This is a genomic window from Exiguobacterium qingdaonense, from assembly GCF_018617855.1.
Lineage (GTDB): Bacteria > Bacillota > Bacilli > Exiguobacteriales > Exiguobacteriaceae > Exiguobacterium > Exiguobacterium qingdaonense.
The window spans coordinates 1-25,433 of record NZ_JACSKY010000018.1; the positions used below are offsets into that span (position 1 = coordinate 1).

Genomic DNA, 25,433 nt, shown 5'->3' on the forward strand with positions numbered 1-25,433 from the left:
TTGTGCAGGAAGTCGGTGCGTCTGTTGGCGATCTTCTCATGGATGCGGGCGACCTTCCGCTTCTGCTTCTGGTAGTTCTTCGCCTCGGAAAGCTTGATCTTCTTGTTCAGGGCGATGCGCTGGCGACGGGACAACTTCCGCTGCTCGCGGGCCAGTTTCTTCTCGAGCGTACGGAAATAACGGTCGTTTTGGTATACGGTTCCGTTTGATAGGATGGCGAAGTGCTTCAGCCCGACGTCGACGCCGACCGATGAACCGGTCTTCGGCAGCTCACCGATCTCCTGCTCTACGAGAAGGGACACGAAATATTTACCCGAAGCCGTGCATCGGATCGTGGCGCTCAGGATGCGACCCTCGACCTGTCTCGATTTGGCGAACCGCACCCATTTCAGCTTGGGTAACTTGATTCGATTCCCGACGATGGAGACATCGGGGAGCTGGGACTTCCCCTGGATGTTCGCCGTATAGGATTGGACGGGGTTCCGTTTCGACTTGAAACGGGGATGATTCCCCTTTTTCTTGAAGAACTTCTTGTACGCGTCGGCCAGGTGTTTGACACTGTTCTGGACGGCCGTGCTGTCCACTTCCGTCAACCAGCTGAACTCCTGCTTGAGCGTGGGAAGTGCTTTCGAGCAGGCATCATACGACAGTCCCTTGCCGGTCGCTTCATGGGCCGCGTCCCATTTCGACAGGAAATGGTTGAACACGAACCGGGAACAGCCGATCGTCTTGGCGATCAGGATTTCCTGTTCCTTCGTCGGATAGATCCGGAATTTATAGCCCTTGTGCTTCATCATGAGGTTCACCACCTTTGAAGATATTTTACCCGAAGAAAAGGCTGGCGATTCATCTCCCACTTTCTCGTAAGCCCTGTCCTTAACGTTTAGAAGTGGGCGTATTCTCGCTTAATTTTGATAAATAATTCGTTACATCTCAATCAGCTTTTCGCTCAAACTCATGAAGGTGAGCTTTGGCGAACTCGAAAAACGTCCGTGGTTCGTCCCCTGTCAACTCTTTGAACGTATGTGTGATCGCCTTTGCCGTGCCAAGGCGCGTCATCAAATAAAGCGCCATCGTCACGTTCACGTATTCCGGGCTAAGTCCCCGTTCGTTGATATAGCGTGAACGATAGTGAAGCATACTCGGCTTGGCATAGGTGATTTTTTTCCCAGTCAATAAGGTCAGTTGGTTGGCGATGTCCACGTAATCGAGCGCTTCAGGGCCTGTCAACGTATAAGCCACACGCTGATGAGCGTCAGGGTGTAGGAGAACATGAGCGATCGCTTTGCCGATATCTTCAGCATCGATAAAACTCACCTTACTGTTACCGGCAGGAATGAAAATCTCACGATCGTTCCTAATCTCTTCGGCATGGACACCGGTTAAGTTTTGCATAAAAAAACCTGGGCGAATGTGCGCGTAAGGAATCGATGCCTCCTCAATCATTTTTTCGATTTTATGGTGAGGCGGGAATGGGTTTCGTTCAACCCCCATCAACGATAGAAATGAGACGAGACGCACGGATTGTGCCTTCATCGCTTCAACGAACGGTCGAAAGACTTCAGCGTCCCCAATCTGAGGCGGTCGCATCAAAAACACGCGGTCGACGCCATGCAGTGCCTCTTCAAACGTGCTCGGATCCTCGAAATCCAGTTTGACCGCTTTCATGCCCGGATAGCTCTTTTCTAGCTCTTGTATGTCATTCCCAGCCACCACAACGTCTGAATCTCGTCCGTTCAAATAGTTGACGACATGTTTCCCTACATTACCCGTCGCTCCAGTTACGAGAATTGAACCCATCAATCCTTCACTCCTTGTCATCCATATTTTTTACGCTTAGTATCCGATGAATGTGTCCTTGATGATATTTTTCTTTCGTATGCCCTTATCTTTCAGACGTGTTGCGATTGATTTTGTCATCGCTGGTGAGCCGACCACAAAGTAGTTGCCTTCATTGTGATATGTCTGAACGTATTTCTCGACCGACACGTGCAAATCTTCTCTCTCCGTTACATACTCAACAGTAAACGGATTGTCATCCGTCATGTTGTCAAACTCGTCCTTGTAGAGAAACTCTTCTCTTTGGTCCATATAGAGCAAATGCAGTTTTTCAGGAGCCATCCCGTTACCATGAAACACGTGCCTTACGATGGACTTGAACGGTGTGATCCCAATCCCGCCGGCAATGAGCACAGTCGGCTTTTTATCATGGATATAAAAACCTCCGAAAGGTCCTCTCATGCTCATTGTCATGCCACGTTCTAGATTCAACAAGGCTTGTTTGAACTCGCTCGGATTCTCCCCCACTCTAGTTGAAATCTCGATGTACCCGTCCTCGGCAGTGGATGCGATGCTGAAGGCTCGAGTCGGTTTTTTGATTTTGTCGTGAGTGATCGTGAAGGCACCATGTTGCCCGGCCTTCCAGTCAATCCGCTGATCTGAACGAAAAATGAATGTGTGAATATCTCCAACTTCATTGTGATGCTCCTCAAAGATGATGTCGTGCCTCTTGAATATCGGTGAAATATCTTGAATGAACCCCATGATTCTTCCTCCTTCATCAGAATAGAACGATTTTTTTACATCGAATCACATGTCATCAAAGCGTTTCATCAGTTTGACTAAATATGCTTTCATGTTAGCCACTTCCTCTTCAGTGAACGCTTCAAATACCGTTTCATTCACTTCATCAGAAACACGTCTCAGCTCGTCTACGAGTTTCAATGTCTCTTCGTTCAGCTTAAGGTACGCAGATCGCTTGTCATGTGGATTTTGCACTTTTTCAACGAAGCCGTCCCTTTCAAGCCTATTGATGATTGCAGAGATGGTCGGTCGGTCGGACTCCAATCGCTGTGCGACTTCTGCTGACGTGATGTTTCCATTGTGACCCGTGATTTGATTCAATACCGAAAACTGCGTAGCTGTTAGATCATACTCTTGCAATCGTTTGTCTAACGTTCCTTTTAAAAACCGGGATGACTTAATCAACAAATAAGACAAATTTTCCAAACGATCACCTTCTTTGTTTCGTTCTTGACGTTCTTTGACCTGATTCAACTAATTGTTACTCTCCAAACTATATAGTTCGTTTACTTACTATAAGTATACTAACTATATCGATACATAGCAAATCAAAATAGACCTTCAGAAAAAGAGGGCCTGTCATTTCGCAATAAGCGATAGGACAAAGACCCTCTTGAATCTTTTACTCTTCTTTTTCCAACCAAGCCACCGTCTCCACATGCGCCGTATGCGGGAACATGTCGACCGGAGTCACTTCCATCACACGATAGCCACGGTCGGCGAGGTAACGCATATCACGCGCTTGTGTCGCGACGTTACATGAAACGTACACAATCCGTTTCGGTCCCATCTCGACCATCGTCTCAAGGAACGACTCGGCACAGCCTTTTCGTGGCGGATCGACGACGATGACGTCCGGATTTACACCGTCTTTCTTCCACTGCGGAAGCACGTCTTCCGCGGCACCACATGCGTACGTCACGTTGTCGATCTCATTGACGAGCGCATTTTGTTTCGCGTCCTCAATCGCTTCCGGGACGACTTCGACGCCATACACGTGGGCCGCTTTCCGGGCAAGAAAGAGACTGATTGTCCCGATGCCACAATATGCATCGACGACTTGCTCCGTACCTGACAGTTGTGCGTACTCCAGTGCTTTCCCGTACAACTTCTCCGTTTGGACCGGATTGACCTGGAAGAACGAGTGCGGAGAAATCGTGAACGTGAGTCCTCCGATCTTATCTTCAATCGTCTCATGGCCGTACAGCAATTTGTTCGTCGCCCCGAGGATGACGTTCGTCTTGTCCGGGTTGACGTTTTGCATGATCGACGTCACGTCCGGGAGACGCTCGACGATGTCGGCAACGATTTCATTCACGCCTTTTAATTTCGTCGTCTTCGTGATGAGGACGATCATCAGTTCACCCGAATGGTACCCGTAACGGGCCATGACGTGACGGATGACCCCACGTCCTGTCTTCTCGTCATATGCCGGCACACCGCGAGCATTCAATACGTCACGGACGACTTGGATCGCCTTGTCATTGCGCTCATCTTGAATCAAACATTCGCGCATCTCGACGATGTCATGTGAACGAGGGCGATAGAAGCCCGAGACGAGACGGTCCCCTTCTTGTTTGAACGGGACTTGTGCCTTGTTGCGGTAGCGCCAAGGCTCCGGCATGCCGATCGTGTCATGGACCGGCACATCGAACTGTCCGAGCCGCTTCAGCGCATCGACCACACGGTCCCGTTTCTGGCGAAGTTGTCCTTCATAGCTGAAGTGTTGTAGCTGGCAGCCGCCACACTGATAGAAGATCGGGCACGGTGGCTCGACTCGGTCCACGCTCGACTCTTTCACGTTCAACAATCGGGCGAACCCGTACTGCTTGTTCGTCTTCGTCACGACGATTTCGACCGTCTCTCCCGGCAACGCGTTCGGCACGAACAATGTATAGCCGTCAACTTGTGCCACACCCGCCCCTTCATGGGTCAGGTCATGGACATGCACGTCGAGACGGTCATTCTTTTTCACTGGTAGCATACAAATGCTCCTTCCATTGCAAATAGGAATGACTGATGTCGTCATTCCTATCTTTTCACTCTGCTTTATCGAGCGAAACATTGAACAATTGCTTGATCATCTGTTCACGCTCATATTGTGCATTCAATTCTTCCATCTCGCGGATGCGAGCGTTCGGTGCGAGCACTGTCAAATGACGGAACAGGTTCCGCATCTCCCCTGTGCACTCGCCTCCGTATTCCCCGTCGATGTTCAAGCTCATCGGTTCCGTCGTCTTCATTTTGACGCGGCTCGTCTTCACATGTTCGACGAGCGGGCTCGATAAATGCTCTCCACGAAGGAGCAGACGGACGACGTGGATAAATTCGAACAAGTTACACTTTCGGAGGACGAACAAATCGAACAAGCCATCGTTCAAAGAGGCGTGTGGTGAGATTTTTTCAAATCCACCGACCGAGTTCGTGTTCGATGTGAGGAAAATCATGACCTCGCCTTGGAACGTCCCTTCATCATGCTCGAGCTCGATGTATGTCGGTTTGATGAGTGGTAGTTTTTCCATCCCTTTCACGTAATAGGCGAGCTGACCGAGTGCCGTTTTCAATTTAGATGGCACTTCATATGAGAGTTCGGTCATGATGCCGCCCCCCGCGATATTGATGAAATAATGGATATCGCCTGTCTCCCCTTCAATCTCCCCGAGGTCGACCGGCATCTCGAATCCGTCACAGATGACGTCAAGCGCACCGACGACACTCAGAGGGATTCGCATCGCCCGGGCGAAGTCGTTCGTCGTCCCGACCGGAATGAGTCCGATGGTCGGACGATTCTCTAGCGGTGCGAGGCCTGAGATGACTTCGTTCAATGTCCCGTCCCCACCTGCGGCGACGATAAGGTCAAATTCGGCCGCAGAGGCACGTTTTGCCTCGAGCGTAGCATCACCAATCGCTTTCGTCGCATACGTCGACGTCTCATAACCCGCATCCTCGAGGCGGTTCAAAATGTATGGGAGTTCCCGTTTGATCACTTCTTTACCAGATGTCGGGTTATAGATGACCCGCGCACGTTTACGTTGCATATTGATTCTCTCCCCTATGCTCAACTCGAGCGAAAAGCGAGACACAAGTGTCTCGCCGCCTGCTTAGCGTTTTGCGATCTCCTCGTGGAACAAGCCATCGAGAAGCGCCGGGTTCGCCATCCCTTTCGTCTGTTTCATAATTTGACCGATGATGAAGCCTTTCGCACGGTCTTTCCCGTTCTTGAAGTCTTCGATCATTTGCGGGTGCGCCTCGAACAGTTCGAGGATGTAGCCGCGTAACAAGTTCTCGTCCGAGATTTGGGCGAGTCCGTTCGCTTCTACATACGCTTTCGGCTCGGCGCCTTCTTCCATCATCGCCGTGAAGACACGCTTCGCGATTTTCGATGAAATCGTCCCTTCTGCAATCAAGCGGATCAGTTCTGCGAGTGCTTCTGGCGTCAACTTCATCGTTTCGACCGTCTCATCCGACTTGTTCAAGTGACCGAGCACTTCACCCATTAGCCAGTTCGCTGCCGCTTTCGGCTCCGCGCCTGCCACTGTCGTCGCTTCAAAGAAGTCCGAGAACTCACGCGTCGACGTGAGGGCTTTCGCGTCGTATGCCGAGAGACCGTATTGGCTCATATAACGCTCACGACGAGCTGCCGGCATCTCTGGAATCGTCGCGCGGATGCGCTCTTTCCATGCCTCATCGATTTCGAGACGGACGAGGTCCGGCTCCGGGAAGTAGCGGTAGTCCGCTGCCCCTTCTTTGACACGCATGAGAATCGTCTTTTTCGCCGCCTCGTCGTAGCGGAGCGTCTCTTGGCGCATGACGCCTCCTGAGAGGAGCAGTTTACGGTGACGTGTCTCTTCATAGTCGAGCGCCTTCAAGACGTTTGAGAACGAGTTCAAGTTCTTGAGCTCGGTCTTCGTCCCGAACTTCTCTTGCCCGTATGGACGGACCGAGATGTTACAGTCACAGCGAAGCGACCCTTCTTCCATCTTGACGTCCGAGACGCCAGCGAACGAAAGAACTTCTTTCAACCGTTCAAGATACGCGACCGCATCTTTCGGTGAACGCATATCTGCTTCACTGACAATCTCGATGAGCGGTGAACCGGTCCGGTTGAAGTCGACGACCGAGTGCTTCTCGCCCGTATGGTTCATCTTCCCGGCATCTTCTTCTAAGTGCACGCGCTCGATGCGGAATCGTTTCATCTCTCCGTCGACTTCGACGTCGACGTGACCGTTCGAGCCGATCGGCTTGTCGAACTGCGAGATTTGATACGCTTTCGGCGTATCCGGATAAAAGTAGTTCTTCCGGTCGAACTTCGTATCTGTCGCAATTTCACAGTTGAGTGCCATTGCCGCCTTGATGGCGAGGTTGACCGCTTCTTCGTTCAATTTAGGCAAGACGCCTGGGTGTCCGAGACAAATCGGACACGTCTGTGTATTCGTTTCGGCACCGTAAGTGCGTGAGCAGCCACACCAAATCTTCGACTTCGTGCTCAGCTCGGCGTGCACCTCGATCCCGATGATCGTTTCAAAGTTCATCGTACGTCCTCCTTAGAGCTGTGGCATCTTGAAACCGCCGTTTGCTTGTTCAAAAGCATGGGCCACGCGGTAAAGTGTTGATTCATCAAAGTAGTTCCCGATAATTTGAAGACCGACCGGGAGACCTTCTGAAAGACCTGCCGGAACTGAGATGGCCGGGATACCGACCAAGTTGACCGGAATCGTCATGATATCGTTCGCGTACATCGTGAGCGGATCGTCGAGCTGTTCCCCGAGTTTGAACGCCGTCGTCGGAGCGGTTGGTCCAACGATGGCATCATACTCTTCGAACACTTTCGCGAAGTCCTGCTTCATGAGGGTACGGACTTGTTGGGCTTTCTTGTAGAACGCATCGTAGTAACCAGAGCTGAGCGCATACGTCCCGAGCATGATCCGGCGTTTGACCTCGTCCCCGAACCCTTGTTCACGCGAATACGTGAACACTTCGTCGAGCGTGTCCGCTTCGGCGCGACGTCCGTAACGGATGCCGTCGAAACGGGCCAAGTTTGAAGAGGCTTCTGACGATGCGAGCAAGTAGTACGCCGAGAGGGCATACTTCACAGACGGAATCGAGACCGTCTCGATCGTGGCACCGAGTGACTTGAGCGTCTCGATCGCCTTTTCAATCTGTTCACGGACGCCAGGTGCGACACCTTCTGCCATGAATTCTTCCGGAAGGGCAAACTTCATTCCCGTCAAATCTTGGTTGAGCGCTGCCGTATAATCCGGCACATCGACGGTTGCTGACGTCGAGTCCATGTCACAATGTCCTGCAATCGTATTCAATAAGTAAGCATTGTCTTCGACAGTACGCGTGAGCGGACCGATCTGGTCGAGTGAAGACGCGAAGGCGACGAGTCCGAAACGCGAGACGAGGCCGTATGTCGGCTTCATTCCGACGACGCCACAATAAGCGGCCGGTTGACGAATCGAACCACCCGTATCCGAACCGAGGCTAAAGAGGACTTGTCCAGCTGCGACCGATGCCGCTGAACCGCCTGAAGAACCTCCAGGTACACGCGTCGGGTCCCACGGGTTACGAACCGGCTTGAACGCAGAGTTCTCGTTTGAAGAGCCCATCGCAAACTCGTCCATGTTCAACTTCCCGATTGTGACGGCACCTGCGTCATGAAGACGCTCGACGACGGTCGCGTCATGCGCCGGGACGAAGTTCTCGAGGAACGTTGAGCCACATGTCGTGCGCATCCCTTTCGTGACGATGTTGTCTTTCACACCAATCGGCATCCCGAAGAGCGGATTGTCTGACGTTTTCGCAAGCTCATCCATGCGCTTCGCCTGTTCAAAGGCATCTTCATTAAGTGTCAAGAATGAACCGATTTTTTCATCCGTCGCTTCGATGCGGTCGAACGACTCTTTGACGAGGTCTGTGACCGTGACTTCGCCTTCTTTTAATAGCGTGTGTAGTTTCGCTACACCGTGGTCAAATAAACTCATGAAAGGCCTCCTTACTCAAAGACAGCAGGGACACGGACTTGACCGTTCTCCCAGTCAGGTGCCATCCGTTCAACTTCTTCACGTGGAAGCGATGGACGAACCTCGTCTTTGCGTAGTACGTTTTTCAAATCTAGGGCATGGGTCGTCGGTTCGACGCCCGTTGTATCCAGCTCATCGAGTTGCTCGGCGAACTCGAGAATTTTCGTCAATTGCTCCGTGAAGTGCGTCACTTCTTCATCCGTGATCGCAAGTCGGGCAAGTCCGGCGACGTGCCGAACTTCAGCTTCAGTAATACGAGCCAAAATTCCCACCTCCAACAGTTTTCAATACATCGTTCATTATCATACCACTTTTTCATAAGACAAAAAAGAAAATCTATCTCGGAGAAATCATCTATTTTTTTAAAAAGTGTGGGAATATAATTGGAATATTGACCCATTTTCTAAATCAGCTATACGGTCGATGCGTGATTCTGATTATGCTAAAGGTAGAACAGATTCGTAAGGAGGAATCGTATGTCGATTCGAAATAAGTTGATCACCGCTTTCAGCATCATGTTTGTTTTGCTCCTCGGTGTAAGCGGTTACTCGTGGTATGCCTTGAACGCTTCAAAGGCGGCTCAAGAGGATATGATGGTCTCCTGGGTTCCAGGGATTGATCAAATCCATCAAGTTGATAAGCAATTGCTTGAACTTCGTCGTCATTTGCTTCGTCACGCCCTCATCGAAGACGCGGTGACGAAACAAAACATCGAACGGGACATTCAAGCCTCCGTCGCCATCCTTGAACAACGGATGGATGGATATGAGGCGACGATCATCACGGAGGAGGACCGACAGCTCTTCGATCAGGCGAGCTCGGATTGGGCAAGTTTTCAAACCGTCATGACCGAACTTCTCCGCATCTCAAATGAAGAGAGTAAAGAGGCGGCCGAGGCTTATATTCGTGATACGGCCACGGCGAGCGCGGATACATACTCGAACGCATTAGGCCTACTCGTCAACCTGAACCGTGAAGCGATTCAGTCGGACACGACCGCTGCCGCTAAACTGTTCGACCAAGTACAACTTACGCTACTAATCGTGCTCGGCGTAGCAGCGGTCATGACGATTATGATGATGCTCTTCATCTTCCGCTCCATCTTTGAACCGCTCAAAGAGTTCAAGACGAAGATGCATGAACTTGCCACGAGCGAAGGCGATTTGACGACGTCGATTCCCGTGAAACGCCGGGACGAGTTCGCTGGTCTCGCACGCGACTTCAATCAATTCATCGCCAACTTGCGTCAGTTGATCCTTCAAGTGAACGACGTGACGACAGGTGTGACGAAACAATCTTCTCATATGTATGAAGAGCTGAAAGAGCTCGACACGTACATGACGACGACCGCGGCGACGACAGAAGATTTGACCGCCGGTATGCAACAGACCGCAGCGAGCGCGCAAGAGATGAACGCGTCCGCATCGGATATGGAACGAACGATCCATCACATCGTAACGATGGCCGATGAACGAAAGAACGAAGCGAAACAGATTGACGAGCGCGCGCTCTCCCTCAAGTCACATGCGGTAGAAGCGAAAGAGAACGCCATCAGCGTCCTGCAGTCGACTCGCACGAACTTAGAGAAGGCGATGCAAGATGCAAAAGCCGTCCGTGAGATCGCGACACTCACAAATGACATCCTTGACATCGCCGCCCAGACGAACCTATTGTCACTCAATGCCTCGATCGAGGCGGCACGGGCCGGTGAAGCCGGACGCGGATTCGCCGTCGTCGCCGATGAGATTCGGAAACTCGCCGAGACGAGTCGGACCACGGTCGAACGGATCCAAACCATCTCGACGACCGTCCTTCATTCGGTCGACCACTTGAACGAAAGCTCCGGACAGATGCTCCACTTCCTCGACACGAACGTCTTGAAAGATTATGACCAACTCGAAGAGGCAGCCGGACAATATAGCGATGACGCGGGTCGCTTCGAGACGACCGCGACCGAGTTTGCCGCCGCTGCCGGGGAGCTCGAACAGCTGACTTCGAACATGATCGGCGTCATCCAGGACGTGGCGACGACTGTTAACAACGGGGCACTCGGTACGCAGGAAATCGCTGAAAAAGTGACGATGTCTGTGGAACGTTTCACCGAGTTGAATCATGCGACCGAACAGTCGCAACAAAAGATGGAAGAACTCGATTCGTTGATTCGACAATTCAAGGTATGACAAAAACCCGCCGACACGTTCTGTTCGGCGGGTTTTCTCATCAGGCGGCAGACTGAACCGCTTCTTTTTTTCGTTCGAGTTCAAATCGTTTCGTCTCGGCAACGACGACACCTGAAAGGAACAAGAGTCCAATCAAGTTCGGAATCGCCATGAGACCGTTGAACACATCCGAGATGGACCAGATCAAATTCAAGTTCGTCGTCATCGCACCGAGTCCTGCGACTAAAATATAGAGGACACGATACGGGACGACCACTTTTTCCCCGAGTAAATAGTATGCCGAGCGTTCCCCATAATAACACCAGCCGAGGACGGTCGAATAGGCGAAGAAGACGAGCGAGATCGTCACGATGATTTCCCCAATCGGTCCTAAGAAATAGGCGAATGACGCTTGCGTCAAGGCAATCCCTTCGAGCCCTTCTGTATATTGACCACCCATGACAATCGTGAGTCCGGTGATTGAACAGACGATAAGCGTGTCGATCAACACCTGTGTCATCGAGACGAGTGCTTGACGTCCCGGGAAGTCGGTCTTCGCTGCCGCGGCCGCGATCGGTGCAGATCCAAGTCCTGCCTCGTTAGAGAACACACCGCGCGCGACCCCGTAGCGAATCGCAGCACCTAACGCGCCCCCACCGATGGCTTCGGCACTGAATGTGCTCGAGAACATCGTCGATAAGGCACCCGGTACCAATTCAAGGTTCGTGATGAGAATGACGAGCCCACTTCCGACATATGCAAAGATCATGAACGGGACGAAAATTCCGACGACTTTCCCGATCGATTTGACACCACCTAAAATGACAAACGCCGTTACTGCCATCATGACAATTCCAGTCACGATCATCGGGACGTTAAACGAATTGTTCAAAGCGAGACTGATGGAGTTTGTCTGCACCCCGTTCCCGATCCCAAAGGCAGCGACCGATGCGAACAAGGCAAACAACATACCGAGCCACTTCTTCTTTAGTCCGTGTTCTAAGTAATACATCGGACCACCGGCAATCTCGCCGCGTTCATCGACGACACGATATTTGACCGCAAGGATCGCCTCCGCGTATTTCGTCGCCATCCCGACAAAACCGGATAACCACATCCAAATGACCGCGCCCGGTCCCCCGAGGACGATCGCCGTCGCGACACCGACCATGTTTCCGGTACCGACCGTGGCCGCCAAAGCCGTCATCAATGCTTGGAAATGCGAGATGTCCCCGCGCTGTTTCTTCTTCGGTTTTTCATTTTTTGGAATAAATGCCTCTTTCAAGCCGACACCAAGCCGTGTCACTTGAATAAAGCCGAGACGGACGGTCAGGAAGATTCCTGTACCGACGAGTAAGATTAATAAATGTGGCCCCCACACGAGATTGGATAAATTCGACAGCCAACTTTCAATTTGATTCACCGTGTTGCTCTCCTCCTACGTTCCTGATTTGAGCGCTCTCCCTATATTTTTCAGAACATTCACAATCGAGTCAAGGCGCACCATCAAAAGAAAGCGTTACCAACACGTTATATAATTGTAATATTTTCCTTTAACCCTTATTCTGACGAGGTTATCAATATTTATTTCGAAATATGATTGTAATATATCTCCAATCAAATGAGCATCGGTTTCAAAAATAAATACGGTTCATTGATCAAAAGAAAAAACCGCTCGAAGCGGTTTGACTTAAGTGTCCAAGTGCGAGCAGATGAGACAGCAGGGAGACCCGGCAGCTGAAGCTCCCTGCTTGCCCTAGTGCCTAGCTTGGGCACAAAAAAGACCGTAGACTTATAGGTTCTACGGTCCAAGACCTTCCGAGGCGGTCTCTCAAGTTGCTCGTGTTACGAGCGAATGGCAGATACGACTTCTTCGACATGCCCTTTCACCTTGACGTTACGCCACTCTTCTTCAATGTAGCCGTCCTCGTTAATGAGGAAAGTCGAACGGACGATGCCGTAGTATTCCTTCCCGTAATTCTTCTTCAGTTGCCACACGCCGTACAATTCAGATACTTCATGTTCCTCGTCGACGAGCAAATCGAACGGCAAATCATTTTTGGCGATAAAGTTCTGGTGCTTCTTTTGACTGTCTGCCGAGATGCCGATGACGACCGCGCCATCCATCTTCGGCATCGCATCACGAAAGTCACATGCCTCGGTCGTACAACCTGGCGTCGAATCGCGAGGATAGAAGTATAAGACGACTTTCTTGCCTAGATAGTCCTTCAATGAAACCATCTCTCCGTTTTGGTTCGGTAATGAAAATGTTGGTGCGAGCATCTGCTGTTCCTCCTTAGCCAAACGATGGATCGACGAGCTGTTCGTCATAGCCATCGATTGCCTCTTCTAGTTTTATTTTCAGTGGGTCGAGCACTTCCATATATTCGACCGGGTCTTCGGTTGAAGCCGCCTTTCGAAGCATCGCTTCATTGTCGGTATACCATTTCTTGTATGCTTCAAAATAGTCGGCCATCACGATCTGGTTCTCTTCGACCGTCAACGTCTCGGCCATGAGCAGAAAGACGTTGTTATCCGCCTCGAGTGCCACATAGTCCGTCTGTGCGTTGACCCGGTCATAAATCGGACCTGCCTCATCCTCTGGAATCTCGGCGAGTCGGGCGTTCGCTTCGGCGTTGACCCCGTATTCGTTTGCCTGTACACCAATCAATAGCTCCCCAACCTCGGCAATCACGTCCTTTGGTAGAATAGCGGGCGTGATGACGAGCGACCAGGTGTCACCCTGTTTCACAGCGACCTTGCCGAGTCGGTTCGGGAGCGGATTGCCGTCACCATCGACCATTTCATGGACGAGGAACGCCACATCTTCGCCCTCGTTGACCCAGCTGTCGTAAACGTCACCCGGTGACAGTTGACGCGTGACGGCCCCTGTCGCCGGAATATCGGTCATCCCGCCACCATAATCGATCGTAGCGAGCGCCTCGGCATCGCCTGATGAGAGCGCTGTTTGATAATCTGCGTACACTTCCATGACGGCATCCGGTAACGTCCGGTCCACTTCTTCTACCGCCATTTCTTCATCGCCCCCGCATGCCCCGAGCGTGAAGACGAGGAGTAGCGGGATGAGCCATTTTTTCATGTTGTCCGTCCTTTCTTCAGCCGTGTTCTCCACCATCCTACCATGTCTCGATTTGATGCTCCAAATCCATCGATTTTTGGAAAATTGTTTCACTAGGATTTCGGTCATAATTTCGATACAATACAGACGTAAGCGCTTTATCGCTCAACATCACGTTAAGGGGGAAAGAGAATGATTCCATACAAACACGAACCATTCACAGACTTTACACAAAAAGAGAATGCCGATGCCATCAAAGCGGCAATCGAGAAGGTGAACGGTGAGCTCGGAAAAGACTATCCGCTCGTAATCGGTGGGGAAAAGGTTACGACCGAAGGGAAAATCACGTCTTACAACCCGGCTAACAAAGAAGAAGTGATCGGTCGCGTCTCGAAGGCGAACCAAGAGCTCGCAGAACGTGCGATGCAAGAGGCACTCACAGCGTTTGACTCATGGCGCCATGTCGACCCGGCTGTCCGAGCTGACGTTTTGTTCAAAGCGGCGAACATCGTCCGGAAACGCAAGCACGAGTTCTCGGCCTACCTCGTCAAAGAGGCAGGGAAGCCATGGAATGAGGCGGATGCGGATACAGCGGAAGCGATCGACTTCATGGAATATTACGCTCGTCAAATGCTCGAACTGAAGCCAGGCAAAAAAGTGGAGAGCCGTCCAGGCGAATATAACCGTTATGACTATGTCCCACTCGGGGTCGGGATCGTCATCAGTCCATGGAACTTCCCATTCGCAATCATGGCCGGTACAGCCGTCGCGGCAATCGTTGCCGGTAACGCGATTCTCTTGAAACCCGCTTCGACGACACCGATCATCGCTGCGAAATTCGTCGAGGTGATGGAGGAGGCAGGTCTTCCAAAAGGCGTGCTCAACTTCATCCCAGGACCAGGCGCAGAAGTCGGCGACTACCTCGTCGACCATCCGAAGACGCGATTCGTCAGCTTCACAGGCTCACGCGACGTCGGCCTACGAATCAACGAACGTGCCTCTAAATTGAGCGAAGGTCAAATCTGGCTCAAACGCGTCATCGCGGAGATGGGTGGAAAAGATACGATCGTCGTCGACGAATCAGCCGACCTCGAGCTCGCAGCACAATCGATCGTCAAATCGTCATTCGGTTTCTCTGGTCAAAAGTGTTCAGCCTGCTCACGTGCCGTCATCGTCGACAGCGTGTATGATACGGTACTCGACCGCGTCGTCGAACTGACGAACGAACTTTCAGTCGGAAACACGGAAAAGAACGAACATTTCATGGGACCGGTCATCGACGCATCGGCCTTCAAGAAAATCACATCGTACTTCGATGTCGCCAAAGAAGAAGGACGCATCGTCGCAGGTGGAAAGGCTGATGATTCAATCGGCTACTTCGTCGAGCCGACCGTCGTCGCAGACGTCGACCCGAAAGCACGTCTCATGCAAGAAGAGATTTTCGGACCTGTCGTCGCGTTCACGAAAGCGAAAGACTTCAAAGAAGCGATCGAGATCGCAAACAACACGGAATACGGCTTGACAGGTGCGGTGCTCACACGTGACCGTGCCAACCAAGAATTTGCTCGCCAACACTTCCACGTCGGTAACCTTTACTTTAACCGTGGTTGCACGGGCGCAATCGTCGGCTATCAACCGTTCGGTGGCTTCAACATGTCCGGAACGGATTCAAAAGCAGGTGGTCCGGATTACATCCAACTCCACATGCAAGCGAAGACGACATCTGAAACGTTTTAATAAAAAAGACGTTCCCTCGGGAGCGTCTTTTTCGTTAGGGTCAATGGGCTTTGAACGTCTGGTCAAACATAGCCTCCATCTCTTCCTGATGAAGAAGGAACAAATCGAATAAAGTCGGGTCGAACGCCCCCTCCATATTGTGCATGGCCGTGATGGCCTCTTCATGTGTAAAGGCGGGTTTGTAGGGACGGACCGTGCGTAAAGCATCGTACACGTCAATGATTGTGACGATTCGTGCCTCGAGCGGAATCTCCTCCCCTTTCAGCCCTTCACTATACCCTGTGCCGTCCCAATGTTCATGGTGATAGAGCGCGATATGATAAGCCATTTGGATCAAGTAGTTCTCAGGGAATTGGGTCTGCAAATCTTTCAACACCTCACCCCCGACTCGGACATGGTCGCGTATAGACCCCCATTCCTGATCGGACAGTTCCTTCGACTTGAGTAAGATGGAGTCTGGAATTGAAATCTTGCCGATGTCATGAAGTGGTGCCGCAAGACGAATCCCTTCGATGAAGTGTGGCGATACGGACGGATACTGATGTTCAAACAAAATCGTCGCAAACAGTGTCGACAAGTCCTGTACCCGCTCGATATGGTTTCCTGTCTCATTGTTGCGAAGTGCCGACAAACGTAACAGCGTCCGAACGAGTCCTTCCTGATAGTCGATCAACTCTTTTTCTCGTTCGGCGAGAATACGTTGCGCCTCTTCCCGCTCCGCCTCGATCCGATGACGTTCGACTGCCCCGAGAAGGGCATTACTGAAGTCTTGGAGTGCATGTTGTTCGTATGTCGTATACGTTCGTTCCGAGACGACCGAATCGAATCCGACGAATCCGTGGCAGGTCTTCCCTTGCATCATCGGGACCGCGAGCAAACTTTGAATCGATTGGGGCTCGAGGATGGCACGAACGGCGCTACGTTCTGATAAATCAGACACACGTGGAATGTACATCGTCGCACCCGACATATGGGTATCGACCCATTCCGGCAACACGTCAATCGGAACACCTTGCAGGTTGTCCATCTCGGGCGTGACACCTTTTGCACACCATTCGAACGTATTATGACAGACTTGATTCGCGAAATCGTAGTCGAAGACGTAGACGCGGTCGACCGCAAAATAGCGTCCGAGCTCGGCTAACGATTGGTCCACCCGCATGTTGAAGTCCACCGTCTTGGTCGTTAAAAATCGATTGAGGATTGACGATAACAAGTGATGGAGCCGCTCTTGCTCTCGTAGTTGTCGTGTCAATGATTCATTTGAAGTTGCCACTTGCCATCCCCCTTATCATCTGATTCGGAATATATGATCCATGGATATATTTTACCCAATTTCCATTCTTTTTACCCCGCTTGACCAAATTGAAAAACCGGGTGCATCACCCGGTTCGTCATTATACTTGTTTCAAGAGGTTTGCCATCTCGATTGCCGATGTGGCGGCTTCCCATCCTTTGTTTCCTGCTTTTGTTCCCGCTCGCTCAATCGCCTGTTCAATCGTCTCCGTCGTCAACACGCCAAAGATGACCGGAACTTCCGATTGGTAGCTCGTCTGTGCGACACCCTTCGCCGCTTCATTGCATACGTAATCAAAGTGCGGGGTCGCACCACGAATGACGGCTCCGAGCGTGATCACCGCATCATATTTTTGGCTCATCGCCATCTTCTTTGCGACGAGCGGAAGCTCGAACGCCCCCGGTACGAAGGCGAGCGATACGTCCTCTTCTTTCACACCGTGTCGCTTCAACGCATCTTTCGCGCCGTCAAGTAAACGCATTGTAATCAAATCATTGAACCGTCCGACGACAATCCCGATTTTTAAGCCTTCTCCAACTAAATTTCCTTCAAATGTGCGATTCATGTAAATCTCCTCCAAAATGGTTCATTTTTATTTGTTTCGTCAATCGGTATGCCGCGTTCGCTTCGTGCGCCCCGACGTGAAGCGGGACGCGCTCGACGACGTGAATCCCGCAACGCTCCAACATTTCGACTTTTTCTGGGTTGTTCGTCATGAGTCGGACGCTCGTCACTCCGAGGTCACGAAGCATCGCCGCGCTCACTCGGTAATCCCGAAGGTCCGCATGAAGACCGAGCGCCTCATTTGCCTCGACCGTATCGAGACCTCGTTCTTGTAACTCATATGCCTTTAGTTTATTGATCAATCCGATCCCACGCCCTTCTTGACGCATGTATAAGATGATGCCGGACTCTTCTTCAATCTTCTCCATCGCCGCATGTAGTTGCGGACCACAGTCGCATCGATGGGACCCGAACACGTCGCCGGTCAAGCATTCTGAATGGATACGGATGAGCGGAACCTCATCTAACACGTCTTTCACGAGTGCGACATGTTCTTGTTGATCTAAGCGGTTCTTGTATCCAATCAGCCGGAACGTCCCGTTTGACGATGGAAGAGCGACGTCCGCTTCACGAGTGACGAGCTCGGTTTCCATATACCGGACCAAATCCTCGATGGTGATGAACGCCAAATCATGTCGTTCCGCGACGAGAGTCAAATCCTTGACGCGTGCCATCTCCCCGTCTTCTCGGATGATTTCACAGATGACCGCCACCGGCTCACTTCCCGCGAGTCGTGCCAAGTCGACTGACGCTTCCGTATGACCCCGACGAACGGAGACACCTCCTTTTTTCGCGATTAACGGGAAGATGTGACCCGGTCTTTGAAAATCGGACGGTCGAGACTTTGGGTTAGCCAGTTCACGAACGGTATGGGAACGTTCACTTGCCGAGATACCCGTCGTCGAATCGATATGGTCGACACTGACGGTGAAGGCCGTGCAATGCGGATCAGTACTATGGGCCACCATCGGGATCAGTTCAAGCCGCGTGGCCACTTCTTCTGCGACCGCGGTACAGACGAGCCCTTTCCCTTCCGTGATTAAGAAGTTCATCGTTTCAGGTGTCATCTTGTCCCCGAGCACGACAAAATCCCCTTCATTTTCACGGTCCTCGTCGTCGACGACAATGACGGGACGTCCCCGTCGGAGCTCCTCGATCGCCCGTTCAATCGAATCAAACATTACCATCCCGCCTTTCCATAGCCTTGAGACGCAAGAGATTCGAGCGTCATTTTCGGCTGTCCAACTAATTTTTCCATATATTTTGCTAACAGATCACATTCTAAATTGACGGGATCCCCCGTCTGTTTCGTGCCGAGCACCGTCTCACTATACGTGTGGGGAATGAGCGATAACGTGAATCCTCGTTCGGATACGTCAAACACGGTCAAACTCGTCCCATCCACTGAAATCGACCCTTTCGGCACGATGTATGAAAGGAGACTCGTCTCACATTGAATGTCCACGTACACCGCATTCGCGAGCTGTCGCTTCTTTGTGATCCGCCCGACACCGTCGACATGTCCGGACACGAAATGTCCACCGAACCGTCCGTTCGAGGGCATCGCCCGTTCGAGATTGACACGCATTCCCGGTTTGACCCCATCTAAACTAGAGGCTTTCAATGTCTCCGGCATGACGTCGACGGCAAATGTCGAGGCATCGAACGTCGTCACGGTCAGACAGATGCCGTTCACGGCGATACTGTCCCCAAGCTTCACGTCCTCGAGCACTTTCGCTCCCGATAAAACGAGTCGTAATGACGGTCCGTTTCGCTTCACCGCCTTGACCGAACCGATTTCTTCCACGATTCCTGTGAACATTAGTGTGCCTCCTTTCGAAGGACGACTTTCACGTCAGGTCCGACCGTTTGCACATGACGGACCGAAAAGCGAGAAATCGCATCAATCGAGCCTTTCTGCTCTGAACGATAGACGCCGTGTCTCCCTCCGAACATACGTGGTGATTGATAGGCGACCCATTCGTCCACATAGTCTCCGTCAAGAAGCGACGTGACGAGCGTGGGCCCGGCCTCGATCAGCACACGACCGATTCCGTTTGCATAAAGCGTCTCGAGGACAGCTCCGAGCGACGTATAATCGAACAGCTCAATTCCGGCAGCACGAGCGAGTGCTCGTTTCTCCTCGTCACCTGACGATGTAAACACCTGCACCGGTACATCTTCAGCCGTGCGGGCGAGCGTACTTGCAAGTGGCAAGCGAAGGTCGCGGTCGAGTAAGACCCGTCTTGGCTGACGCGTCTCACGATCGAGCCTTACCGTGAGCGACGGATCGTCCGCGAGCACCGTCCCGATCCCGGTCAAGATAGCATCGACTGTGGCGCGTAATTCATGTACGTCACGTCGCGCTTCCGAACTTGTCACCCATCGACTCTCTCCGGTGTCCAAGGCGACTTTCCCATCCATGCTCGTTGCCGTCTTCAGAATGACGTACGGACGTTTCGTTTCGAGAGATCGTAAAAATGCCGGGTTCAATTCACGTGCCTCCTCTTCAAGCAGCCCGATTTCGACTTCGACACCGGCCGATTGAAGACGCATGATTCCGTTTCCTGCTACGAGCGGGTTCGGATCTTTCATTGCGATGACGACACGTCGAATGCCCGATTCCACGATCAAGTCCGCACACGGCGGTGTTTTACCGTGATGGGAACAAGGCTCGAGTGTGACGTATAGCGTGGCTCCGTAGGCCGCTGCCCCCGCCATTCGAATCGCATGGACCTCAGCGTGGGGTTCCCCGGCTTTCAGATGGGCACCGAAACCGACGACGCGCCCTTCTTTCACGAGAACGGCACCGACGAGCGGGTTCACACCGGTCTGTCCTGTGGCGGATTTCGCCAATTGAATGGCCTGTTTCATGTATTGCTCCAATGTTCTCCCTCCTTTTTCCGCACAAACAAAAGACCCTAAGGAGATCCTTAGGGTCTTGGTGGGAGGGTTTCGTCGAATGTTTGGCAAGCCAAATAAACGTTTTCTATACAGAAAAGCGTACGACGAAGCACAGGTCACGCGGACCTGTTTTTTGTTCCTTCTCCCATCCAGACTATACTGTCGGCTCTAGAGTTTCACTAGATCCACCGTGCGCACACGTGCGCCCGGGTCACGGACTTAGGGCATAGGCCCATCACCGCCGGTTGGGAATTTCACCCGACCCCGAAGGAATATTTGTTTGTACAAATTTACTGTATCGCAATTGTTTTTATTTCGCAAAGCAAAAAGCGCTACCCATGAGAGTAGCGCCTTCTTTAGGCAAGAAAGAGGACGACGAGAAGCCCGACAATCCAGCAATAATATGAGAAATATTTGAGTTCGCCTTTTGCCATGATATGTTGGAACCATTTTAGCGAAATGGCGGTCAACGCATAAGAGGCGATGAACGCCAAGATGAGCGGACCGAACAAATCCCGCGTCTCCGGGTTTGTGAACAGAGCCGGACCGTCTAAAATCATCGTCCCGAGACTGATCGGGATGAACAGGAAGAAGGAAAAGCGAAGTGCCGACTCCTGTTTGATACCGAGCACCATCGCCATGACGATGGTCGCCCCCGAGCGGCTAATGCCGGGAATGAGTGCCACGGCTTGCGCCAATCCGATCAATACGGCGTCACGGAGCGTGATGCCCCCGTCTCCTTTATTCCCACGCATGTTCCGAATGAACCAAAGGGCGAGTCCGGTGATGATGAGCGTATAACCGACCGTCGCCACGCCACCGAGCACTTCTCCGATCCAGTCCCCAAGTAAGACACCGAGCACACCGGCCGGTACCGTCGCGACGAGTAACAATCCGATGAACTTCACATCGACCATCGTCTCGTCTGTCCGGTCTTTTTTAAAGAAGAACGTCCATAAACTAACGATTAGACGGACGACATCTTGACGATATACTGTCAAAACCGCAAGGAGAGAAGCAAAATTTACGAAAACTTCAAATGACAATCCCGGCAAATCAATGTTAAATAGTTCTTGGAAGATGACAAGGTGTCCGCTCGATGAAATCGGGATCGGCTCTGTGAATCCTTGAATCAATCCAAGCAACGTATAAAATAACCAAACTGTCATAATGGTGGTCCTCTTTTCTATATTTTCATTCAATGCGGTTATTTTAGCAGAATCGACGTTTCATTGACCAGCCGTATAAAATTTTTTGGGATAATTTCATAATTTGATTGATTAGTCTGAAAATTAAATTTATTATAGAAGAGTACTCATCTGGAGCGAAGGCGATGACCCCATTTCTCCAGTTGGGTACTTTTTTTATAAAAAATTACATTTATGGTTGATTAAAACTTTTTGTTTACATTTTCCTTAGAGTTCGTTTTAATTTGTAATAGAGCTGTTACCATCTTTATCAAATCATTTTTGATACTTTAGACCTATCCACTTATTAGGAATTGTTTTAAAATTTTCAAAATCACGTTAATAAATCCGAAAAACAATCCGATAGTATGATTGTAGGAGCATTTTTTATCTTTGTCGGTTCATATTTTGAGTCCACGGAAGGAGGAACCATCATTGAGTCAAACGCTAACCACTAAATCCCATCATCTGTCCACCGAACAGCAAAGGATGATCCATTGCATCCGCCTTCTCGGGGATTTGTTGAAGGAACGTCCCCGCCGTTCTGTCTACCGTCGCTTCGCTATGGAACAGAATTGGCCATCCCCTGAATCGATTATCCGCCAGTTCGGGTCATGGGCTGAGGCACTCGCCATCGCAGGCTATGAATGGCATGGAGAGTCAACTGTTGAAATGCCAGACAAAATGCCGAAGTATACACGTGAGGATATCATCGAGACGCTCGCCCTCTATTCGCGAGACATGGGCTCGATCATCACCTTAAAAAAGTATCAGCAATGGCGAAAGCTCCATCCGAAGGCACCGAGCCATTATCACATCGTCAAGACGTTCGGTTCGTGGCATGATGCCTGTGCCGAAGCAGGTCTTGAGGCGAGTGTGACCTATTCGAAAACAGAACTATCTAGCGCACTTCGTGAAGCCATTCAGGAAATGGGCTTCTCACTCTCATTCGAGGCGTATCGTGAATGGGCGAAGCGTAACAACAAACCTTCGACTAAAGCAATCCTACATCGATACGGTTCATGGTCGGCCGCAGTTCATGCAGTTGAATCTGAACTTTATAATACGAACTCATAATTTTTCTTATGCAAAAGGAGGATCCCCATTCGGTGGATCCTCCTTTTATCTCACTTCTTTCGATAGGTCATGATAGTGCGCGACCCGGTCACGCCCGTTGAACTTCGCCCCCACATACATCGCCCGGTCCGCATGTCGTAGCACGGTATCAAGATCCTCGTACTCATAAATCGTCTCGATCCCGATGCTCGCCGTCACGGTGATGCGCTTCCCTTCTGTACCGAAGTCGTGTTGTTTCAAGGCTTCCCGTATCTTCTCACCGACCAGATGGGCTGCCGATTCATCCATTCTCGGGAACACGAACACGAACTCTTCTCCTCCGTACCGTGTCACTAAATCCGTCGTCCGCACGTTACGTATGAACAATTGCCCTGCCTCGATCAACACCTCGTCCCCGAATGCGTGTCCATACGTGTCGTTGATTGACTTGAAATGATCCAAGTCGATCAACAACAGGGAGAGTGGATACGAGGCGACATCGTTCAATCGTTCTTTCGTCCACCTCTTGAGCGCCCGCTGATTATGTAACCCTGTCAATGGGTCGGTCAAACTTTCACGTTGGAGATGGCTGCGCTCATCGATTCGCTCGATTGACCACGATAACGTTTTGAGAAGGCGATTCACCTCGACGGCAATCGGCGTTTCGTATGCTCCATTCGCTGTCGTCGATACCATGCAACTGACAGCCGTTTCTGCGCCCCAAACCGGTTGAATGATGAGTGCCGAATGATGTAACTCCCGTTGCTGTCGGTGTAGTTCAGGATGCCATTCATGTAATGAGTCATAGACGAAACAAGGTTCATCCTCGTCTTGATACCGTTCGATTGTGAAGGCATCGGGCACATTCGGGATAACACGACCCGTCATGTCATAAAATGTCCGCTCTCCTTTTCGATTGACTTGGAGCCATCCCCGCTCCACTTCCACGATATCGCACAACCCATTCCAAAACTTTTCAATCAGTAGCTGCTCGCTATCCACACGGTATAGCTGTTCTTTCAAGCGTTCGACCTGGTCGACTTTCGACTTGGTCTCTTCTGTCTCCGTCGCTTTCGACATCGTCATTTTCAAAACGGATAAAACAAAGAATGGGACGATCAGTCCGACATAGCCAAACTCGAGATACGATTCAATCGCAATCATCGTAAATAAAAGTTCAAGCGATACGACGAGCCAATCGAAACGGAGCAGCCGCCACATGATCGGTAACGGGATCCGTTCCCCGACCATGAAATAAGACAAGGCGAAACTCATCATCAAGACGAGAAAGAGTGCAACTAAAAACGCGAGCATTGCCACGCCTTGTTGCATCAGATGAACAGGCGCTCCAATTTGTCCGCCGAGCCCGATATAGGCAAGTCCGGGTAGCAAGACGATTAAACTCTCGATCGCCGTATTCAAGGGATAGAAATGAAAGAACCGTCGTCTTCCCACCTTGCGATTGAATGCCCGCGCCTGAAATGTGAAGAGGAGCAACTGCCCCATCAGAAGCGCTGGAGCGAGTCCATATAGGAAAAATGTGATGAAAACGAACATCTCATGGAACGTGAAATGTAAATGTCGACGCTTGAGCGGATTCATGACGAATAAGGCCCCGAGCGTATAAATGAACCAAAACAGAGGCCATTCGAACGAATCGAGATTGTTCAAGGTCAAGTACGTCACACCCGTGAAGATGAATATCCACGTAAGCCAGCTCCGAACCAAATACTTCCGAAATCGCATCGTCTTCTCCCCTTTCACGTTCATTTTTTCTAGTATGACCCGTAATGCAAAAACATTCCAGCATTTGTTTAACAAAAGTAGGTGAGAATTCTCCCTCTTCTAAGCGTGTCGGGGCGAAACTCTTCTCCCCCTGTGACAGATAGTACGAACATAAGTTCGGTATTCCGTCAGATTCTCCCTCCCCCTCCGCGGGTATCGGACGAGGAAGACGATTTACAATCTTCTGGAGGGAGGAGGGACGGACATGCTGAAAGGCTACAAATACCGGCTCCACCCGACGCCTGCACAGGCCGAGTTCCTGGTCCGGACGATTGGTTGCGCCCGGTTCATCTACAACAAGCTGCTCGAGGACCGCATCGCCATCCGCGAGGAGGCGAAAGCGGGGAGCGGAACGAGACGGAAACCGGCGACACCCGCCTCCTACAAGCCCCTGTTCCCGTTCCTCGCCGAGGCGGACAGTCTCGCGCTCGCGAACGCGAAGCTGAACCTCGACACCGCGTTCGCGAAGTTCTTCGCCGGGACGGGCGGCTTCCCGGCCTTCAAATCGAAACGGCGGTCGCGCGCGTCCTACACGACGAACAACCAGCGCGGCACGATCCGCATCGAGGCAGGCAAGGTCCGTCTGCCGAAGGTCGGGTTCGTGCGGTTCACACAACATCGTCCGTTCGAGGGCGTCATCCGGTCGGCGACGGTCTCGATGACGAGGACAGGCAAGTTCTTCATCTCCATCCTCGTTAATCAAGAGGATGAACCATGGATCCCAGCCGAGAACAAGGTCGGGATCGATCTCGGCCTAAACCACTTCGCCGTCATGACGAACGACGCGATGGTCTCCGAGAAAATCGACAACCCCCGACTCCTCCGGAAGTCCGAGGCGAAGGTCAAGAAGGCGCAACGCGCGCTGTCTCAAAAGAAAATCGGGAGCAAAAACCGAGAAAAAGCTAAGCTGATTTTAGCCAAGAAACACGAAAAAATCGCGAACCAACGTAAAGACTTTCTTCACAAGCTGTCGAGACGGATCGTTGACGAGAACCAAGTCATCGTCGTGGAGACATTGAAGTCGAAGGACATGATGAAGAACCACAAGGTCGCCAA

Annotated in this window: 23 protein-coding genes and 1 riboswitch; of the genes, 4 read left to right on the plus strand and 19 right to left on the minus strand. The window is 51.3% G+C overall.

Annotation, left to right across the window (positions count from 1 at the left end; genetic code table 11):
• The 9 genes from KNP00_RS13405 to gatC form a co-directional block, all read right to left on the minus strand.
• Positions 1-797 (minus strand): RNA-guided endonuclease TnpB family protein (locus KNP00_RS13405; RefSeq protein WP_215146087.1); only part of this gene is annotated, 797 nt, incomplete at its 3' end.
• A 136-nt stretch (positions 798-933) separates the two neighbouring features.
• Positions 934-1,800 carry an SDR family oxidoreductase gene (locus KNP00_RS13410; RefSeq protein ID WP_240542896.1) on the minus strand — a complete coding sequence of 289 codons (867 nt, stop codon included), beginning with the start codon at positions 1,798-1,800 and terminating at the stop codon, positions 934-936.
• A 36-nt stretch (positions 1,801-1,836) separates the two neighbouring features.
• Entirely contained in the window at positions 1,837-2,544 is a 708-nt protein-coding gene (locus KNP00_RS13415; protein WP_215146091.1) for an FAD-dependent oxidoreductase, read from the minus strand.
• Positions 2,545-2,589: 45 nt separating this feature from the next.
• Positions 2,590-3,057: a MarR family winged helix-turn-helix transcriptional regulator gene (locus KNP00_RS13420; RefSeq protein ID WP_215146093.1), complete on the minus strand. Its 468-nt coding sequence runs from the start codon at positions 3,055-3,057 to the stop codon at positions 2,590-2,592.
• Between the two features lie 148 nt (positions 3,058-3,205).
• Positions 3,206-4,567, minus strand: a complete 1,362-nt coding sequence (rlmD, locus tag KNP00_RS13425) for a 23S rRNA (uracil(1939)-C(5))-methyltransferase RlmD (protein ID WP_215146095.1) — start codon at positions 4,565-4,567, stop codon at positions 3,206-3,208.
• A gap of 55 nt (positions 4,568-4,622) precedes the next feature.
• Positions 4,623-5,621: a diacylglycerol kinase gene (locus tag KNP00_RS13430; RefSeq protein ID WP_215146097.1), complete on the minus strand. Its 999-nt coding sequence runs from the start codon at positions 5,619-5,621 to the stop codon at positions 4,623-4,625.
• A 63-nt stretch (positions 5,622-5,684) separates the two neighbouring features.
• Positions 5,685-7,115 carry an Asp-tRNA(Asn)/Glu-tRNA(Gln) amidotransferase subunit GatB gene (gene gatB, locus KNP00_RS13435; RefSeq protein WP_215146099.1) on the minus strand — a complete coding sequence of 477 codons (1,431 nt, stop codon included), beginning with the start codon at positions 7,113-7,115 and terminating at the stop codon, positions 5,685-5,687.
• Between the two features lie 12 nt (positions 7,116-7,127).
• Positions 7,128-8,570, minus strand: a complete 1,443-nt coding sequence (gene gatA / locus KNP00_RS13440; RefSeq protein WP_215146101.1) for an Asp-tRNA(Asn)/Glu-tRNA(Gln) amidotransferase subunit GatA — start codon at positions 8,568-8,570, stop codon at positions 7,128-7,130.
• Between the two features lie 11 nt (positions 8,571-8,581).
• Positions 8,582-8,872, minus strand: coding sequence for an Asp-tRNA(Asn)/Glu-tRNA(Gln) amidotransferase subunit GatC (gatC, locus tag KNP00_RS13445; RefSeq protein ID WP_012727041.1), 291 nt, complete (start codon positions 8,870-8,872; stop codon positions 8,582-8,584).
• Positions 8,873-9,085: 213 nt separating this feature from the next.
• Between gatC and KNP00_RS13450 the strand changes: the two genes are divergently transcribed.
• Complete coding sequence (locus KNP00_RS13450; RefSeq protein WP_215146103.1) at positions 9,086-10,789, plus strand: methyl-accepting chemotaxis protein; 1,704 nt, start codon at positions 9,086-9,088, stop codon at positions 10,787-10,789.
• Positions 10,790-10,829: 40 nt separating this feature from the next.
• On the opposite strand, the gene KNP00_RS13455 is transcribed toward KNP00_RS13450, so the two are convergent.
• The 3 genes from KNP00_RS13455 to KNP00_RS13465 form a co-directional block, all read right to left on the minus strand.
• Positions 10,830-12,191: an alanine/glycine:cation symporter family protein gene (locus KNP00_RS13455; protein WP_215146105.1), complete on the minus strand. Its 1,362-nt coding sequence runs from the start codon at positions 12,189-12,191 to the stop codon at positions 10,830-10,832.
• A 422-nt stretch (positions 12,192-12,613) separates the two neighbouring features.
• Complete coding sequence (bcp, locus tag KNP00_RS13460) at positions 12,614-13,051, minus strand: thioredoxin-dependent thiol peroxidase (protein ID WP_215146107.1); 438 nt, start codon at positions 13,049-13,051, stop codon at positions 12,614-12,616.
• Between the two features lie 13 nt (positions 13,052-13,064).
• Positions 13,065-13,868, minus strand: coding sequence for a hypothetical protein (locus KNP00_RS13465; RefSeq protein WP_215146109.1), 804 nt, complete (start codon positions 13,866-13,868; stop codon positions 13,065-13,067).
• Between the two features lie 171 nt (positions 13,869-14,039).
• Here KNP00_RS13465 and pruA point away from each other — a divergent pair, with 171 nt between their 5' ends.
• Complete coding sequence (gene pruA, locus KNP00_RS13470; RefSeq protein ID WP_215146112.1) at positions 14,040-15,584, plus strand: L-glutamate gamma-semialdehyde dehydrogenase; 1,545 nt, start codon at positions 14,040-14,042, stop codon at positions 15,582-15,584.
• Between the two features lie 40 nt (positions 15,585-15,624).
• Here the strand turns inward: pruA and KNP00_RS13475 are convergent, their stop codons facing one another.
• The 6 genes from KNP00_RS13475 to KNP00_RS13500 all read right to left on the minus strand — a co-directional run bounded on the left by KNP00_RS13475 (position 15,625) and on the right by KNP00_RS13500 (position 21,518).
• Positions 15,625-16,860, minus strand: coding sequence for an HD domain-containing phosphohydrolase (locus KNP00_RS13475; RefSeq protein WP_215146114.1), 1,236 nt, complete (start codon positions 16,858-16,860; stop codon positions 15,625-15,627).
• 121 nt (positions 16,861-16,981) lie between these two features.
• Positions 16,982-17,446 carry a 6,7-dimethyl-8-ribityllumazine synthase gene (gene ribH, locus KNP00_RS13480; RefSeq protein WP_215146116.1) on the minus strand — a complete coding sequence of 155 codons (465 nt, stop codon included), beginning with the start codon at positions 17,444-17,446 and terminating at the stop codon, positions 16,982-16,984.
• Entirely contained in the window at positions 17,430-18,626 is a 1,197-nt protein-coding gene (gene ribB, locus KNP00_RS13485; protein ID WP_215146118.1) for a 3,4-dihydroxy-2-butanone-4-phosphate synthase, read from the minus strand. Before ribB ends, ribH begins: the two co-directional genes overlap by 17 nt.
• A complete protein-coding gene (gene ribE, locus KNP00_RS13490) occupies positions 18,626-19,267 on the minus strand; it encodes a riboflavin synthase (protein ID WP_215146120.1) in 642 nt (213 codons plus the stop codon). The genes ribB and ribE overlap by 1 nt, the downstream gene beginning before the upstream one ends.
• Complete coding sequence (ribD, locus tag KNP00_RS13495) at positions 19,267-20,331, minus strand: bifunctional diaminohydroxyphosphoribosylaminopyrimidine deaminase/5-amino-6-(5-phosphoribosylamino)uracil reductase RibD (RefSeq protein ID WP_240542897.1); 1,065 nt, start codon at positions 20,329-20,331, stop codon at positions 19,267-19,269. The genes ribE and ribD overlap by 1 nt, the downstream gene beginning before the upstream one ends.
• A gap of 151 nt (positions 20,332-20,482) precedes the next feature.
• A riboswitch (FMN riboswitch) is annotated at positions 20,483-20,625 on the minus strand.
• Between the two features lie 80 nt (positions 20,626-20,705).
• Complete coding sequence (locus KNP00_RS13500; protein ID WP_215146122.1) at positions 20,706-21,518, minus strand: undecaprenyl-diphosphate phosphatase; 813 nt, start codon at positions 21,516-21,518, stop codon at positions 20,706-20,708.
• A 453-nt stretch (positions 21,519-21,971) separates the two neighbouring features.
• Between KNP00_RS13500 and KNP00_RS13505 the strand changes: the two genes are divergently transcribed.
• Positions 21,972-22,613, plus strand: coding sequence for a homing endonuclease associated repeat-containing protein (locus KNP00_RS13505; protein WP_215146124.1), 642 nt, complete (start codon positions 21,972-21,974; stop codon positions 22,611-22,613).
• Positions 22,614-22,658: 45 nt separating this feature from the next.
• Here KNP00_RS13505 and KNP00_RS13510 read toward each other — a convergent pair whose 3' ends face one another.
• A complete protein-coding gene (locus KNP00_RS13510) occupies positions 22,659-24,338 on the minus strand; it encodes a sensor domain-containing diguanylate cyclase (protein WP_215146126.1) in 1,680 nt (559 codons plus the stop codon).
• A 244-nt stretch (positions 24,339-24,582) separates the two neighbouring features.
• On the opposite strand from KNP00_RS13510, the gene KNP00_RS13515 reads away from it, so the two are divergent.
• A partial coding sequence (locus tag KNP00_RS13515) for an RNA-guided endonuclease TnpB family protein (RefSeq protein WP_215146128.1) occupies positions 24,583-25,433 on the plus strand: 851 nt, incomplete at its 3' end.